The sequence below is a fragment of the Ruegeria sp. YKSE079 genome, from assembly GCF_059612845.1.
The window spans coordinates 130,916-146,171 of record NZ_JBXWRJ010000012.1 but is presented as its reverse complement, the minus strand read 5'-3'; the positions used below and the strand labels follow the sequence as shown (position 1 = coordinate 146,171).

Below are 15,256 nucleotides of genomic sequence, written 5' to 3'. Positions count from 1 at the left end.
AACCCGGCGCTTGCTTCACCGCAAATCCGCCGCTTAATCTGACCAACCAGATGCGCCAGACCCTCTCTTAGATCACGCCGCCAACTGGCCCAAAACCTCTGACGACGGACAATTAGAGGACTTACTATTTCTGGATTTCTGGTAATAGTAACGCTCCTAGGCGGATTTGGGGGATGGGCGGTATTTAGCCGTCTGGCAGGCGCGGTGTTTGCCCCTGCTCAAATTGAAGTCGAGAGAAATCGCCAAATCGTTCAGCACCCAGATGGTGGAGTCGTTTCCAAAATCCATATCGAAGAAGGTCAATTGGTGAAGAAGGGGCAAATTCTTGTGTCCCTTGAATCTGGAGATCTCATAGCCGAATTACAGGTCAGGGAGCACGAATTATACGAACTTTTGGCGCAAAGTGGCAGACTCACCTCCGAGAAGAACGGGCTTCCAAGCGTCAGGTTTGACAAAGAACTTGTAGATTTGGCGCGAACGAATCCGGAAATCGCCGCAATGATGGTGGGTCAAGAAGCCATCTTCAACACTCGTACTCACACCATGTACCAGCAGTTTGACCAGCTGGAGGAGCGTGTCCAGCAACTGCAGGATCAAATTCTTGGCTACAACGCCCAAAATACGGGGTTGCACTCGCAACTTGTCTTAATTGAAGATGAGCTAAAACGTCAAAAAATTCTGGAGGATAAGGGGCTTAGCCAGGCCACTCAAAAACTCATCTTGCAGCGAGAGTATGCCAATCTTCAAGGTCAAATGGGACAAATCAAAGCCAGTATCGCGCAAACCAACGGGCGAGTTACAGAGTTACGCATTGAGGAACGTAGATTGGAGGCGGCGAGGAGGGAAAACGCCGTGGCCGAACTCCGAGAAATAAAGCAAAAAGAACTCGAACTGCGGGCGACGATAGGAGTATTGCGTGAAAAGATTTCGCGCTTGGATATCAAGGCACCGACGTCAGGCGTGGTTTATGGCCTGCAGGTCGTCACACCACAGTCAGTTTTGAAACCGGCTGACGCGGTATTATTTTTGATACCCCAAGATCGACCTCTGGTTATTGCGGCGCAAATAGAGCCCATACATATAGACCAGATTTCTATTGGGCAGAACGCTAATCTACGATTTTCGTCCTTTGATCAAAGTCTGACTCCGGAAGTCACTGGTCAAGTGAAGTATATCTCGGCGGATGTATTCAATATCCCTGAATCAGGTTACCAGTTTTATCGGGTACTTGTTGAATTGAACGAAGAGGAGCGAGAAAAAATTAGTCAGACGGTCAACCTGCTCCCAGGTATGCCGGTCGAAGTGTTCATCCGAACCGAAGATCAAACACCCCTATATTATCTTGTCAAACCTCTGGTCGAATACTTCAACAAGGCTTTTAGAGAGACTTGAAATGTTGCTCTGCCTCCTGAAAACTGGATCGCTTGAAGCTGGGGTTTTCCGCTAGATTTCCTTAGCTGGGCAAAGGGCGAATGCGGCCAGAAGAGTCTTCAGGCAACATCGTCATATGGCTCATACTTTTCCTCCCGTTCACCCAAAGGCTGAATCGGGCAACATCGAAAAGCAACGAAAAAGAAGAAAACCACGCCCGCGCGCCTACCTCAGGCTTACCCGAGGATACAACGCGCGGAGGATCTCTTGTAAGTTTTTGAAAACAGTGGCGATCCCGCGAGGACTCGAACCCCGAACCTGCTGATTAGAAGTCAGCTGCTCTATCCAGTTGAGCTACGGGACCGCTTGCGCCTTTCTTGCGGCTTTTAGCCAGCAGGTTCAAGAGCCAAGCGCATGAAAGCGCTATTGGGGTCGGCGTCATAGCCGTGGATCGGGCCGCAATAGCTGTATCCCAATGCCTCATACAGTCTGCGTGCGGCGTCATAACCCGAAAGATGCGCTGCTCCGGTTTCCAGCACAATCGCCGTTGCGCCGCCCGCCCGCGCCTCGTGTGCCAACCGCTCCATTAGCACCCGAGCCAGACCCCGGCCGCGGGCGGCGGCGGTGATATGCACCGATTTCACTTCGGCTGTGCCATCGGGCAGCGTCTTGAGCGCGCCGCAGCCGATCGGCGTGTGACCATCGAAAAGCGCCCAGAAACGCGTGCCAGTCTCGCGCAGAGTGTCGGCATCCAAGGTGTGATTGCTTTCATCAGGTCCGGCGTCGCGGCCATGGGCCATATGCGCCTCAATCAGCGGGCGCAGGTCAACCGCGCCCGGGTCGGCCTCGCGGATGTCGATCATTCAGTGGGTCCAGGGGCTGCGCCGGTCGGTGGCGAAGTTTTCGCCATAGCCACGCGGGCGCAGATTGGGCTTTCGCTTGTGCGGCTCGCTGACCTGCGCCTCGATCCCGTGGGCCTGAGCATATTCCAGCGCCTCTTCCTTGGTGTCAAAGCGCAGGCGCACCTGGGTTTGCGTATCATTCGAAGAGGTCCAGCCCATCAGAGGGTCCACCTCGCGCGCGGAGCCTTGGGCATACTCCAGAACCCATTTGCGGGTCTTTGCCATGCCCGATGTCATGGCGTTTCTGGCAGGCTGATAAATCCGTGCGCGCATTGCAAACTCCGTCCTTTTCGGCTTGTCCCTATATGCGCGCAAGCGTGCGCCCGGGCAAGACTGTTTTGTCAGGTTTCGACGCCATCCAGCCGCCCCTGTGGGCTGCGGATTGCCGCAGCCAACGCCTGAGCCAGCGATTGGTGCGATGGTGGCAGGACCGGACAGCGCGAACAGACGTTGGGATCGGGTTCCAGTCGCGATGCACGTTCGAAGGCCTTACGGGCCGCGTCCTGTTGTCCGCCCTCGCAGAGCGCCAGGGCGTGCATCAGATGCATCGCGCGTTCCTTTGGCCGGGTGTCCGCCGCCAGACGGGCGTCCTCGGCGGCCAGATCGAATTGCCCGGCGCAATAGTGGGCCACGGCCCTCAGGAACCGCCGATAGGGGATCATCGGGTTATGCACCTGCCGCTGCAGCAATAGCCCGAACTTTTCGGCCGCCTCGGCAAATGCGCCTTCGAACATGAGGATATGGCCCGCGAGTTCGTGGTTTTCGGCATAGGCGGGATTCAGGGTCCTGCTGCGTTCCAGATCGGATCGGGCGCCGGACGCGTCGCCCAGACAGTTGATCCGGAAATAGCCGCGGGTCCAGAACACGTAATCGCTTGCCGGGTTCTGTTCGACGGCCGTGTCCAGATCGCGCTCCAACTGTTCCAGCAGGCTGTCGGGCAAGGTCTCGTACCGGGCCGCGTTCAGCATGATCTCGGCCTCTGCCCGCATCGCCAGCGCCACCCCGTCCAGCGGGTTCATTTCGATGGCGCGTTTCATCAGGCGCGCCCATCGGCCCAGTCCTGATAGGTCAGCCGGTAGAAGGAATTCGCCGCGCGCGCGCGGAGTTCGGAAACGCTCAACTCCTCCTCGGGAATGTGTGCCAGCCGGTCGCCATCGAAGGCGTTGGTCTGGATGCGCAGGTCGGCTTCGGCCCGTTCCAGTACCACGTCGCAGAAATCAAAGATGTCCTTGGTGCTGCGGTCATAGCTTTCGGACCAGACGGGGCGTCCTTCTGCGCGCAGCACCAGCGTGAGGCTCAGCCGCCCCTTGCCGCCCGCCACCCGCAAGCGGCTTTTCAGATCATAGGTGGCCACATCAACTGGTTTGGCTGCCGCATCCAGAATGACGATACCCTGCCTTCGCGACATGCGGATCACCAACTGATCGTGCAGGTCGCCCGCCAACGCCGCAGTGTCAGAGTCAAGCGGCGCATACTCTATGGCCGCGACCGCAATCGACGTCACGCCGTCCGAACCGCTTTCGCGCCGCCTTGCGGGGCGCCATTGGTAAAGCCTGACCGGTTGCGCGATGTTTTTCAGGCGGAAGATGCCGGCATCCTTCAAATCCGCTGCCACAGCGCCTGACAATTGCCGAAACAGATCCTCGGACACCATCAGGCCGCCGGGTGGGGCTTCGGCCTCGATCCGTTGTGCGATGTTCAAACCCGAGCCATAGAAATCCTCGCCATCTTCGACCACTTCGCCGATATGGGCGCCGATGCGCAGCTTGATATCGGTCTCGGCCTGCAGCTTTTTCTGGATCGCCATGCCGCCTGCAACGCAGGTCGCGACTCCGGGAAACGACATGATCCAGCCGTCTCCCAGTCGTTTCAGGACCTTGCCGTCGTGCTGTCTTGCCAGTGGCTCGACCACGTTCTTGCGCAAGCTCCGCACGGCCTGGATCGTGCGGGCCTGATCCGCTTCCATCATCGCAGTATAACCGACGACATCGGCAAACATCAGAACCGCCAACTGGCTGTGCATGGACGTCCCCCTGGAAATATCCTGCCAGTCTAGGCAATCGGCACATTCTGTAAACCTCGCTAGCTTGTCCTTTCGATCTGCGTGCTCACCCGCGCCAGCGTTCCCAGATGCGAAGCGCGTGACCTGAGAAAGGCCATCAACCGGTCCGGATATCCTTCAGGTGGTGCATGGCGGACCGAGGTGCGCTTGCTGACAGCTTTACGCCATGTTGCGAGTTGCAGGTTTGGTGGCATCAGGCCGAATTCCGCGATGTCATCCAACGTATCGAAATAGCGAAAGATCGTGCCCCAGACACCGTCGACCATAAAAAACTGTTCTCCTCCAAAGAAAGGCCCCGATATCTCGGGCGCAATACGCTCCAGCCTTTGGCGCACGACCTGCCGCTTCGCTTCGAACGCATCGGCATCAGGAGCGTTGTAGAGTCCGGCAATCGCCGCCAGCGTGTCGGAGCCAAATTCGATCCACGCCCGGTGCCGCGCCCTATCCAGAGGATCATCCGGATGCAGTGACCCCGGTGTCACCTCATCAAGGTATTCCGCGATCACCTGGCTTTCGAACAGGACCCGGCCACTGGTTTGCAGCACCGGAACCCGGCCCAGCGGTGACAGTGCTCGAAACCAGCCGGGCTTGTCCGACAGGTCGATATAGGTGCGGCGATGCGGGATGCCTTTTTCGCTCAGTACGATCACCGCGCGTTGCACATAGGGGCACAAGTGGTGGCTGATCAGATGAAGGTCGGTCATGGGAGTCTCCATTTAGATGCAATTGCATGTAAATGGAAATGGGCCTCGCCTGTTGAAAGTCAATGCATATGCATCTAAATTCCGTACATGACCCTGTCTACCAAAGAAGCATTCGAGCTCTGGGTGCCGCTCGCGCGTGCCTACAAAGCCATTTTGAGTACGGTCGAACACGCCCTGAAACAGGCAGGACTGCCGGGTCTCGACTGGTACGACGTGTTGTGGGAACTGGAACAGGCCGACCCTGACGGGTTGCGGCCCTATGAGCTTCAGGATCGGCTGTTACTACCGCAATATGGGGTATCCCGACTGGTGCTTCGCCTTGAAAAAGCCGGCTACCTCAAGCGCATGTCCTGCGATGACGACGGGCGCGGGCAGATCCTTGTCCTGACGCCACAGGGCGCCGCCACGCGGTTGCGGATGTGGGAGGTCTATGCCCCCGCGCTGACCAAACAGATCAATAACCCGATGATGCAGGTCGAGAGGCACGGATTGACTGGCACGTTGAAGCAGCTTGAACTGGCCTCGAAATCGGGTGCCAGTGAATAATAATTCAGGCTGAAACGACGCGCCCCCTTGAACAAGAACAAAAACAGACCAAAATCGGGCGCGAAAGGAATCCCCCCTGATGCCTTACGCGCATTCCGACAAGACCCAACTGACCGCCGAAGACGTACGCGCGCGCCTGAAACTTGAGGGTGGCAGGCAATTCGTGATGCATACCGAATTCAATCCGGCGGGCGATCAGCCAACGGCGATCAAGGAACTGGCAGGCGGCGTGCTGGACGGTGAACGCGATCAGGTGCTGCTGGGCGCGACCGGCACGGGCAAGACCTTCACCATGGCCAAGGTGATCGAGGAAACCCAGCGCCCCGCCATCATCCTTGCCCCCAACAAGACGCTGGCGGCGCAGCTATACGGTGAATTCAAGGGCTTCTTCCCCGAAAACTCGGTGGAATATTTCGTGTCCTACTACGACTATTACCAGCCCGAAGCCTATGTGCCGCGCTCTGACACCTACATAGAAAAAGAATCGCAGATCAACGAACAGATCGACCGGATGCGCCACTCGGCCACGCGGGCGTTGCTGGAACGCGATGATGTGATCATCGTCGCCTCGGTCAGCTGCATCTATGGCATCGGCTCGGTCGAAACCTATGGCGCGATGACGCAGGATCTGAAGGTCGGGCACGAATACGACCAGCGACAGGTGATGGCCGATCTGGTGGCCCAGCAATACCGCCGCAACGATCAGGGGTTTCAGCGCGGCTCGTTCCGGGTGCGGGGCGACAGCCTGGAAATCTGGCCCGCCCACCTTGAGGACCGCGCCTGGAAGCTGTCGTTCTTCGGCGAGGAACTGGAACAGGTCACCGAATTCGACCCGCTGACCGGCGAAAAGACCGACACGATGGACCATATCCGGGTCTATGCGAATTCCCACTACGTGACCCCGAAACCGACGATGCAGCAGGCGATCATCGGGATCAAAAAAGAACTGCGGATGCGCCTCGACCAGCTGGTCGGCGAAGGCAAACTGCTCGAGGCGCAGCGGCTGGAACAACGCACCAATTTCGATCTGGAAATGCTGGAAGCGACAGGCGTCTGCAACGGGATCGAGAACTATTCGCGCTATTTGACCGGTCGTGCACCGGGCGAGCCGCCTCCGACCCTGTTCGAATTCATTCCCGACAACGCCATCGTCTTTGCCGATGAATCCCATGTCAGCGTACCGCAGATCGGCGGCATGTACCGGGGCGACTACCGGCGCAAGTTCACGCTGGCCGAACACGGGTTCCGCCTGCCGTCCTGCATGGACAACCGCCCCCTGAAGTTCGAGGAATGGGATGCCATGCGCCCGCAATCCGTGTTCGTCTCGGCCACCCCCGCCGCGTGGGAGCTCGACCAGACCGGCGGCGTCTTCACCGAACAGGTGATCCGCCCCACCGGCCTGCTGGACCCGCAGGTCGAAATCCGCCCCGTGTCGATGCAGGTCGACGACCTGCTGGACGAGGTGCGCAAGGTCGCCGCCGATGGCTATCGCACGCTGGTCACGACGCTGACCAAACGCATGGCCGAGGATCTGACCGAATACCTGCACGAACAGGGTATCAAGGTGCGCTACATGCATTCCGATATCGAAACGCTGGAACGGATCGAGATTCTGCGCGACCTGCGTCTGGGCGCCTTCGACGTGCTGGTCGGCATCAACCTGCTGCGTGAAGGGCTCGACATTCCCGAATGCGGGCTGGTCGCCATTCTGGATGCCGACAAGGAAGGCTTTCTGCGGTCCGAGACCTCGCTGGTTCAGACCATCGGCCGCGCCGCGCGCAACGCCGATGGCCGGGTGATCATGTATGCCGACAAGATCACCGGTTCGATGGAACGCGCGCTGGCCGAAACCGACCGCCGCCGCGCCAAGCAGATGGCCTATAACGAGGAACACGGTATCACGCCCGCGACCGTGAAAAAGAATGTCGAGGATGTTCTGGCCGGGCTGTATGAGGGCGACGTGGACATGAACCGCGTCACCGCCACCATCGACAAACCGATGCACGGCGCCAACCTCGAGGCGCACCTGAACGGGCTGCGCGACCAGATGCGCAAAGCCGCCGAGAACCTTGAATTCGAAGAGGCCGCCAATATCCGGGATGAAATCAAACGTCTGGAAGCGGTCGATCTGGCCATCGCCGACGACCCTATGGCACGGCAATGGGCGGTCGAGAAAGCCGCGGAAGACGCAGTGAAGTCACGCGGTCGGTCAACGGCTGGGAGGCCGGGGCAACGGGGCGGGAATGTGAAGCGGAGGAAAAGATAATTTACCGGATTCCCCTGTAGAGAATTCCGAGCTAGATAACCTACAGGAGGACACTGATGCCGCTTGACCACGCGATACTAGGACAAGGTGTTTATACACCAAGGGAAGCAGCACGATTGGTTGGAACCAATGTGCAGCAGGTCCTGCGTTGGACACGCGGCAGTGGACCACACCTACCGCTTTGGAATGCGCATTATCAGTTTTTGGATGATGACATTACCGAGATTAGTTTCTTGGACTTGATTGAAGTCCGCGTTGTTGCGGCGATGCGAAACGCAAATGTATCTCTACAATCCATCAGATTCGCGATTTCGTTTGCCCAAGACAAGTTTGGCATTGAGAGACCGCTGGCGTCTCAATCGTTTAAAACTGATGGCTCCGAGATACTTATGGAAGCGATTGAAAATGACGGGGACTACGTAAGCCTTTCGAAGAAAAGGCCCGGTCAAAAGGTCTTTAAGGACATCATTTCACAGTCCCTAAATGACCTCGAGTACGAGGGTGAAGTGGTAGCAAGGTGGCGGCCGCAAAATCACGCCGATGTAGTCTTGGACCCTACGCGCCATTTTGGTGATCCAATTTTAGATGAGTTCGGAATTTCGACGGGCACAATCTACAAGGAATTTGGTGAGTTTAACGACACGGGTTATCTTTCAAAGATTTATGAAGTGCCGGAGAAGCTTATTCGAAAGTGCATTAAGTTCGAGCGCAGTTTAGACGAGGCAAATGGTTAAGGTACTTTTTGACCATAACATGCCACCCTGCATTGCTCGGTCGCTTCATGAACTGATCAAAGTCGACAGTCATGAGGCCTTCGCACTGCGGGATGTTTTTTCGAAGGACATCTCCGACATTGACTATTTCAATCGACTTGGCAGCGATTGGATCGTTGTTTCAAAAGACCTTCAAAACAGTAAAAAGAAAGCCGAAAGAGCCGCTATTTTGAGGAACAATGTCGTGGCATTTTATCTCGCCCCATCGTTGCAAAAGAAAAAAGTCGGAGAGCAGGCCGCTGCAATTTTATGGCACTGGGATAAAATTCTACTGCAAAGATCCACGGTAAAAAGCGGGCTGTTTCAACTACCTGAGAACAGGTCGAAGTTTAAAACTTTGTAAAATCCGTCTTCACAGTGCACCAACACCCCACACTCCACCTTTGCACTCCGCTCCACACTCCGCCACGCTTAAAATCACAAATCGTGACTCCAAACGGTTGCCATGACGAACACCAAATCCCTGCCCAGACCGCATGAGGTCCAAAGCGCAGTTCTATCCAACTAATAGAAAGGGCGGGAAATTCCCGCCCGAACCGTTACCCCTTATCCCAATGGGCAACCACATCATACCCAACCGGCGTCGGTGGGCCTTCCATGAATTCGGCGAAATGGCCCCACAGCTCGGCCACTTTGGGCGCGTTTGCGTTCGAGATCGCCTCGCTTTCGACCACCGAGATCACATAGCCCGAACCATCCTCGTTCATCACATTGGTAAAGCTGTGTATGCCGGGCATACCCATGATGTCGGATTTCAATGCGTTCATCTTCGCCGTCGCCGCCTCGCGCGTACCGGGCTTCATTTTGTATTGGGTAATTCGTGCAAACATCACTTTCCTCCGTCGTCTGGCGAAATTGCCATGTAACACGGCCGGAACGGCCCCGCCGCGCGCACCCTAACACGGCAGCCCGAAATCTCGCATTGATACCAAAGATTTGCGCCGATTTTCAACCACACGCCTCACCGCATCCGGGCAGCTGTCCCTTCAGGGTTGCACTCCAGCGCCTGCTCCACGTTTGAAATCACAGATCGTGATTCCAAACGGTTGCGATGACGAACCCGAACACCCTGTTCCGCAGGCGCAGGATGGGTTTTCAACCCACCATTCCAAGCCCGCCAAAACGAAAGATGGGGAAAACCCCGCCCTAGACCCCCAACTCCGCCCGCATCTTCCGGGTCAATCCGGCGACGACCAGATCATAAGAGGTCACGATATGCTCGCGCAGCGAGGCGTCGCTCATGCCGCGGTCTTCATAGACCTGCAGCCATTTCATCCCCCGCGATGCCAGATAGGGGGCGGGGCGGATGCCGGGCTCATCCTGAAGTACTTCAAACGTCAGATCGGTGACCTTGAAAGTAAAGGCATCCTTTCCCTCGTTCCAGCCACAGATCGCAAAGACCTTGGCCCCCACTTTCCACACATCCGCATTGCCCCATTGCACGACGTGGGTGGTGGCCTTGAGGCCGGCGCAAAAGGTATTGAACTCATCTCGGGTCATGGCGTTGATCCTGAGGGCCTCGCTTGCAGTTATCAAGCTCAAGCGTCACGGATCTGCGGTTTATCGTTCCGCGCAGAAACAGGTCGGATTGCAGAACCTGTGGGTAACGCTCTGCCCAATCGCGAAACCTGTCGTTTGTTACTATCCGCGCGTTGCGATTCTGCGCATCCTCGATCAGCAGGGGATCGGCCGGGGTCCCCTTTGGCGCAACTGAAATCTGCCGAACCGGATAACGCAGCACCTTGGACAGCCTGGCAGGTCCCATGTATTGGTTTCGAACCAGATATCCGACATTCGCATCGAACCAGACAATCGGCTCAAGTCCGTTGGCGACCAGCTTTTCAATGACCAGCCGAACCGAGTGCAGGGATGGTGTCTCGTCCTCCCAATACAGGACATTTGATCCGTCAACGACCACCCAGGGAACGGGCCGTCTGAGCCGACGCCGGATAACGGACAGGATGGCGATGACAACGCCCAGAGCCCCGGCCAGCAGGGGCAGCGTGAGAATCCGGCCAAATACCAGGACGGACCAAATCGACAGGCCCAGTGAAGCGATCAAAACAATAAGCCAAACAACCATAGGAGGTAGATACCTGAGCGGCGCATGACTGCAAGAAATTTCAATGGCCCGTGCGCGGGTGTGAGTGAATGCGCCCGCCCAACTCCCGCCCAAAACCCTTGCTATACCCGGTGTCATGAAGATCGTGGAGCATACGCCCCAGCGGCTGGTTGTCGAGGATCGGCCCCGCATCATGGCCGGGCTCGTCTGGTTCATGGGCGGGCTGTGCCTGTGGGTGGCGCTGTCCGGTCAGACGGATGGCATGGCCGAATCCTTGCTGGTCGCCGCGCTGGGGCTGGGCGCTCTGGCCATGGCGCATCATTCCTTTCCGTTCCAGCGCCTGACCTTCGACCGCGCCAGCGGAACACTGACCCGGACCGAGGCGCGGCTGACCGGGCGCAAGTCCTCGACCCTGCCGCTGGCCGAGATCTCGCGCGCCGCCCTGCAGGCGCAGTGGAGCGAAAACGCCCGCCTTGAACGGCTGGTTCTGGTGGGCGATCAGGGCAAATTGCCGATGGAATACGGCTTTACCAGTGCCCCGCGCGCGCAGTTGGTGCAACGGATCAACGACTGGCTGGACGACGCGCATCGGCCCTAGCCGCGCCCGCGTCGCTTTCTGCAAGCATGTTTCGCAAACCTGCACGCGGTCCATGCGGGCGGGCGGCATGCTGTCTTTATGACGGAGGAGACAGACATGAACGATCTTGCGGCAAAACCCCGGTCCCGTTCAGGAGGACGCTCGGCGCGTCGCGCGGTCCGGACCGCCCCAAAGTTTGACATGCTGCCGGGGCTGACGCGGAACCTGCCCTTGTGCGAGGTGATGGACGGTGCTCAGATCGAGATGATCGATGCCGCCTCGATGAACATTCTGGAAAACGTGGGCGTTCAGTTCCGTGACCCGATCGCGCTGGAGGACTGGAAACGGGCCGGGGCCAAGGTTGTCGGAGAACTGGTCTATCTCGACCGCGGCCTGGTGCGGGAGTTGGTCAGGACAATCCCGTCGGATTTCACTTGTCACGCTCGCGACCCCAGAAAAAATGTGCGCCTTGGTGGGCGGCATTCGATCTTTGTTCCGATGACCGGCGCGCCCTTCCTGCGCGATCTCGACGACGTGCGCCGGAATCCGACGCTGGACGACCTGGCGATGTTCCACAAGCTCAGCCACATGATGCCCGCGCTGCACAGTTCGGCGCATCATATTGTCGAGCCTTACGACCACCCGATCAGCCAACGACACCTGCGCATCACCTATTCGTCGATGAAACATTCGGACAAGACATTCATGGGCATGACCACCAGCCCCCGGAATGCCGAGGACGTGATCGAGATGTGCGCGATCCTGTTCGGTGACGATTTCATCGACAGCCACCCGGTGGTGACAGGCAATTGCAACGGCAACTCGCCGCTGGTCTGGGACGAGACCATGCTGGGGGCGATGCGCGCCTTCTGCCGCCGCAACCAGCCGGTGCTCTGCTCGCCCTTCGTGCTGGGCGGGGCCAATACGCCTGCCAGCGTCCCGGCCACGGTGGCGCAGCTCAACGCCGAGGCGCTGAGCGCGCTGGCCTATACCCAGGTGATCCGCAAGGGTGCGCCCGCGATTTATGGCCACTACCTGTCGACCGTCAGCATGAAATCGGGCGCGCCGATGGCCGGCACACCAGAGATTTCCCTGATGAATTTCATGATCGGCCAGATGGCGCGGCATTACGACGTGCCGTGGCGCACCTCGAACACGCTTGGTGGCGCCAAGACCTTTGACGCACAGGCGGGGTATGAAAGCGCCACCACCCTGCAGGCGGTGATCCATGCCGGCGCCAACTACATCTGGCACTCGGCAGGCTGGAACGAGGCCGGAATGCATTGCTCTGTCGCCAAGTTCATCGTCGATTCCGAACAATGCGCAATGGCCTATCGCATGGCCGAAGGACCGAAATGGCACGATTTCGATCAGGCGATTGCGGCGGTGCCGGATGTCGGGCCGGGCGGTCACTATCTGGGCCATCCCCACACGCAGGACAACTTTCAGGAGGCCTTCTTCATGCCCGAGCTGTTTGACAACAACTCGATCGAACAATGGGTGGCCGAGGGCGAGGTGGAAATCACCGAACGTGCCCTGACCCGCGCCCGCAAACTGTTGGCCGAATACGAGGAGCCTCGGCTTGATGTGGCAAAGAACGAAGCGCTGCTCGATTACATCGCCCGGCGCGAAAGGGAAATTCCGGCAGCGGACGAGTTGAACCAGAGTTATTGAACCCTCCCCGACTGGCCCGTCTCAATTCGGGCGGGCCGTTTTTTTGAGATGTCGGTGAAAACTGGTGTACTGCGGAAACATAAGGCGCAAAGCCGGTCACGGGCAGCATCCCGCGAGACAAGATATCGGAGAGAAACTGATGGTGCGTGATCCGCTTTTGGAACCGTTCCGGTTGGGCAACCTGACGATCCGAAACCGCATCGTCAGCACCGCACATGCGCCGAATTACGTTCAGGACGGTCATCCCCGTGACCGCTATCGGCTGTATCACGAGGAAAAGGCCAAGGGCGGGGTCGGGATGACAATGATCGGCGGGTCCACAAACATTGCCCCCGACAGTCCATCGGTCTTCGGCCAGTTGTATGCCGGAGGCGACAGCATCGTTCCGTGGTTCCGCAAGCTGACCGACGGGGTAAAATCGCACGGTGCGGCGATCATGTGCCAGATCACCCATATGGGGCGCCGCACGGCCTGGGATGATGGGCACTGGTTGCCGGTGATCGGCCCGTCGGGTCGGCGGGAACGGGCGCATCGGGCCTTTCCCAAGGTGATGGAGCCCGAAGACATCGCGCGCGTTGTGCAGGATTTTGCACAGGCGGCGCGCCGGTGCCGCGCCGGCGGCTTTGACGGGATCGAGGTGTTGTCCCACTCGCACCTTCTGGGCCAGTTCCTGTCGCCGCTGGTCAATGACCGGGACGACGCATACGGCGGCGCGCTTGAAAATCGCCTCCGGCTGACGGTCGAGGTTCTGCAGGCTGTACGCGAGGTCGTGGGCGACGAGCTTCTGCTGGGCATCCGTTTGACCGGGGACGAACTGGTCAATGGCGGCATCGAGGCGCAGGATTGTGCGACCGCCGCGTGCATGCTGGCAGATGCGGGATTGGTGGATTTCTTCAACGTTATGGCGGGTGCGCCTTACGACGATCTGGGGCTTGCCGGATGGGTGCCGCCGATGGGCATGCCTTCGGCTCCTCATTTGCCCATCGCCGGACTGATCCGGCGCGAAACCGGATTGCCGGTGATCCATGCTGGCGGGATAGCCGACCTTGCAACCGCGCGCCACGCGCTAGAAGCCGGGCATGTCGATCTGGTCGGGATGACCCGCGCGCACATGGCCGACCCGCATCTGGTGTCCAAGCTTCAGCGCGGCGAAGAGGAATTCATCCGGCCCTGCGTCGGGCTTGGGTACTGCGTCGACCGGGTCAACCAGGGCAAACCCGCCGTCTGCGGTCACAACGTCGCCACCGGGCGCGAGGCGATGCTGCCACATGTGATCCATGTTGCAGACAGGCGTAAAACTGTTGTGATCGTGGGCGGCGGCCCCGGCGGGCTGGAAGCGGCGCGGGTCTGTGCCGCGCGCGGCCATAAGGTAGTGTTGTTCGAAGCGGCGCCGCAACTCGGCGGGCAACTATTGCTTGCGGCGCGGGGAACCGTCCGGCGACAGGTTCAGGGCATCACCGACTGGCTGGTGGCCGAGGCCGTGCGCCTGGGCGCAGAGCTGCGCACCAATGTCTATGCCGAAGCCGGGGATGTTCTGGCGGAAAAGCCGGATCTGGTGGTTGTTGCCACCGGCGGCTGGCCCGAACCACCAGACATACCCGGCGGGCATCTGACTGTCAGCAGTTGGGATGTTCTGAATGGCGGGCAGCGCCCCTCGGGCAACGTGCTTTTGTTTGACGAGACCGGCGATCAGCCCGCGGCGGTGACGGCAGATGCGCTGGCCGACATGGGCTGCAAACTTGAATTGGTGACGCCCGATCGCAGCCTGTTCCACGATCTTGGCCCCACAACCTCGGCCGTGATCCTGCGCCGGCTGGCCAATGCCGGAACGCAGTATACCTGTCTGCACGAACTGGCCTCGGTGGCCGACGCAGAGGGGAAGAAACACGCGAGCCTGCGCAACGTGCTGACCGGAGCGGCAGAGCAGCGCGTGGTGGATCATGTGGTGGTTGAATGCGGGCTGGTGCCTGCCGACGGGCTCTATCTCGATCTCAAAGCGGCCTCGCGCAACCTTGGGCAACTGGATCAGATCGCACTGGTCGGAGGCAGGGCCGTGTTTCCCGATCTCAACCCGGACGGCGGGTTTGTTCTGGCCCGCATCGGCGATGCGATAACGGGTCGAAACATGCATGCCGCCATTCTGGACGCGCTGCGGCTGTGTAAGGATTTCTGAGGTGATCTCTGAATCTTTGCGGCATGCTTCCCGCAGGCCGGACCGGAGCGTCCGATCACCCCAGGGCTGGCCTAGACCTCGACGGCGGGTAAATAGCCAAGTTGAGCTTGCCCTCAACTGAATTGATCCGGGACCCACAAGGCCCG

At 58.9% G+C, this 15,256-nt stretch carries 16 protein-coding genes and 1 tRNA gene; 8 read left to right on the top strand and 9 right to left on the bottom strand.

Annotation, left to right across the window (positions count from 1 at the left end; translation table 11 throughout):
• Positions 1–111: 111 nt before the first annotated feature.
• Positions 112–1,392 carry an HlyD family type I secretion periplasmic adaptor subunit gene (locus AC2FMY_RS13175; protein ID WP_496807493.1) on the top strand — a complete coding sequence of 427 codons (1,281 nt, stop codon included), beginning with the start codon at positions 112–114 and terminating at the stop codon, positions 1,390–1,392.
• A 266-nt stretch (positions 1,393–1,658) separates the two neighbouring features.
• Here the strand turns inward: AC2FMY_RS13175 and AC2FMY_RS13170 are convergent.
• The 6 genes from AC2FMY_RS13170 to AC2FMY_RS13145 form a co-directional block, all read right to left on the bottom strand.
• Positions 1,659–1,735, bottom strand: a tRNA-Arg gene (locus AC2FMY_RS13170).
• Between the two features lie 22 nt (positions 1,736–1,757).
• Positions 1,758–2,234 carry a GNAT family N-acetyltransferase gene (locus AC2FMY_RS13165; RefSeq protein ID WP_480750746.1) on the bottom strand — a complete coding sequence of 159 codons (477 nt, stop codon included), beginning with the start codon at positions 2,232–2,234 and terminating at the stop codon, positions 1,758–1,760.
• Entirely contained in the window at positions 2,235–2,546 is a 312-nt protein-coding gene (locus AC2FMY_RS13160; RefSeq protein WP_480750745.1) for an ETC complex I subunit, read from the bottom strand. It lies immediately after the preceding gene.
• 68 nt (positions 2,547–2,614) lie between these two features.
• Positions 2,615–3,310 (bottom strand): tetratricopeptide repeat protein, encoded by a 696-nt coding sequence (locus AC2FMY_RS13155; protein WP_496807489.1) that lies wholly within the window; start codon positions 3,308–3,310, stop codon positions 2,615–2,617.
• Positions 3,310–4,296 carry an adenylate/guanylate cyclase domain-containing protein gene (locus tag AC2FMY_RS13150; RefSeq protein WP_496807488.1) on the bottom strand — a complete coding sequence of 329 codons (987 nt, stop codon included), beginning with the start codon at positions 4,294–4,296 and terminating at the stop codon, positions 3,310–3,312. Before AC2FMY_RS13150 ends, AC2FMY_RS13155 begins: the two co-directional genes overlap by 1 nt.
• A gap of 59 nt (positions 4,297–4,355) precedes the next feature.
• A complete protein-coding gene (locus AC2FMY_RS13145) occupies positions 4,356–5,039 on the bottom strand; it encodes a glutathione S-transferase family protein (RefSeq protein WP_496747029.1) in 684 nt (227 codons plus the stop codon).
• Positions 5,040–5,126: 87 nt separating this feature from the next.
• Between AC2FMY_RS13145 and AC2FMY_RS13140 the strand changes: the two genes are divergently transcribed.
• From AC2FMY_RS13140 to AC2FMY_RS13125, 4 genes are all read left to right on the top strand, one after another.
• Positions 5,127–5,585: a MarR family winged helix-turn-helix transcriptional regulator gene (locus tag AC2FMY_RS13140; RefSeq protein WP_480750742.1), complete on the top strand. Its 459-nt coding sequence runs from the start codon at positions 5,127–5,129 to the stop codon at positions 5,583–5,585.
• Positions 5,586–5,664: 79 nt separating this feature from the next.
• On the top strand, positions 5,665–7,851 hold the full coding sequence (gene uvrB, locus AC2FMY_RS13135; RefSeq protein ID WP_496747036.1) for an excinuclease ABC subunit UvrB: 2,187 nt from the start codon (positions 5,665–5,667) through the stop codon (positions 7,849–7,851).
• A 56-nt stretch (positions 7,852–7,907) separates the two neighbouring features.
• Complete coding sequence (locus AC2FMY_RS13130) at positions 7,908–8,585, top strand: hypothetical protein (RefSeq protein WP_496747040.1); 678 nt, start codon at positions 7,908–7,910, stop codon at positions 8,583–8,585.
• A complete protein-coding gene (locus AC2FMY_RS13125) occupies positions 8,578–8,967 on the top strand; it encodes a PIN-like domain-containing protein (RefSeq protein ID WP_496747044.1) in 390 nt (129 codons plus the stop codon). Before AC2FMY_RS13130 ends, AC2FMY_RS13125 begins: the two co-directional genes overlap by 8 nt.
• Positions 8,968–9,163: 196 nt before the next feature.
• Here the strand turns inward: AC2FMY_RS13125 and AC2FMY_RS13120 are convergent, their stop codons facing one another.
• The 3 genes from AC2FMY_RS13120 to AC2FMY_RS13110 all read right to left on the bottom strand — a co-directional run bounded on the left by AC2FMY_RS13120 (position 9,164) and on the right by AC2FMY_RS13110 (position 10,707).
• A complete protein-coding gene (locus tag AC2FMY_RS13120) occupies positions 9,164–9,454 on the bottom strand; it encodes a hypothetical protein (protein WP_496747047.1) in 291 nt (96 codons plus the stop codon).
• Between the two features lie 316 nt (positions 9,455–9,770).
• Positions 9,771–10,124, bottom strand: a complete 354-nt coding sequence (locus AC2FMY_RS13115) for an MmcQ/YjbR family DNA-binding protein (protein ID WP_496747051.1) — start codon at positions 10,122–10,124, stop codon at positions 9,771–9,773.
• Positions 10,111–10,707, bottom strand: a complete 597-nt coding sequence (locus AC2FMY_RS13110) for an NYN domain-containing protein (protein ID WP_496747053.1) — start codon at positions 10,705–10,707, stop codon at positions 10,111–10,113. Before AC2FMY_RS13110 ends, AC2FMY_RS13115 begins: the two co-directional genes overlap by 14 nt.
• A gap of 64 nt (positions 10,708–10,771) precedes the next feature.
• On the opposite strand from AC2FMY_RS13110, the gene AC2FMY_RS13105 reads away from it, so the two are divergent.
• The 3 genes from AC2FMY_RS13105 to AC2FMY_RS13095 all read left to right on the top strand — a co-directional run bounded on the left by AC2FMY_RS13105 (position 10,772) and on the right by AC2FMY_RS13095 (position 15,110).
• The gene (locus AC2FMY_RS13105; protein ID WP_496807487.1) at positions 10,772–11,284 is read left to right on the top strand and encodes a hypothetical protein; all 513 of its coding nucleotides are present in this window, start codon (positions 10,772–10,774) and stop codon (positions 11,282–11,284) included.
• 96 nt (positions 11,285–11,380) lie between these two features.
• Positions 11,381–12,937 carry a trimethylamine methyltransferase family protein gene (locus AC2FMY_RS13100; RefSeq protein WP_496747058.1) on the top strand — a complete coding sequence of 519 codons (1,557 nt, stop codon included), beginning with the start codon at positions 11,381–11,383 and terminating at the stop codon, positions 12,935–12,937.
• 139 nt (positions 12,938–13,076) lie between these two features.
• On the top strand, positions 13,077–15,110 hold the full coding sequence (locus tag AC2FMY_RS13095; protein ID WP_496807486.1) for an oxidoreductase: 2,034 nt from the start codon (positions 13,077–13,079) through the stop codon (positions 15,108–15,110).
• The last annotated feature ends 146 nt before the right edge of the window (positions 15,111–15,256 follow it).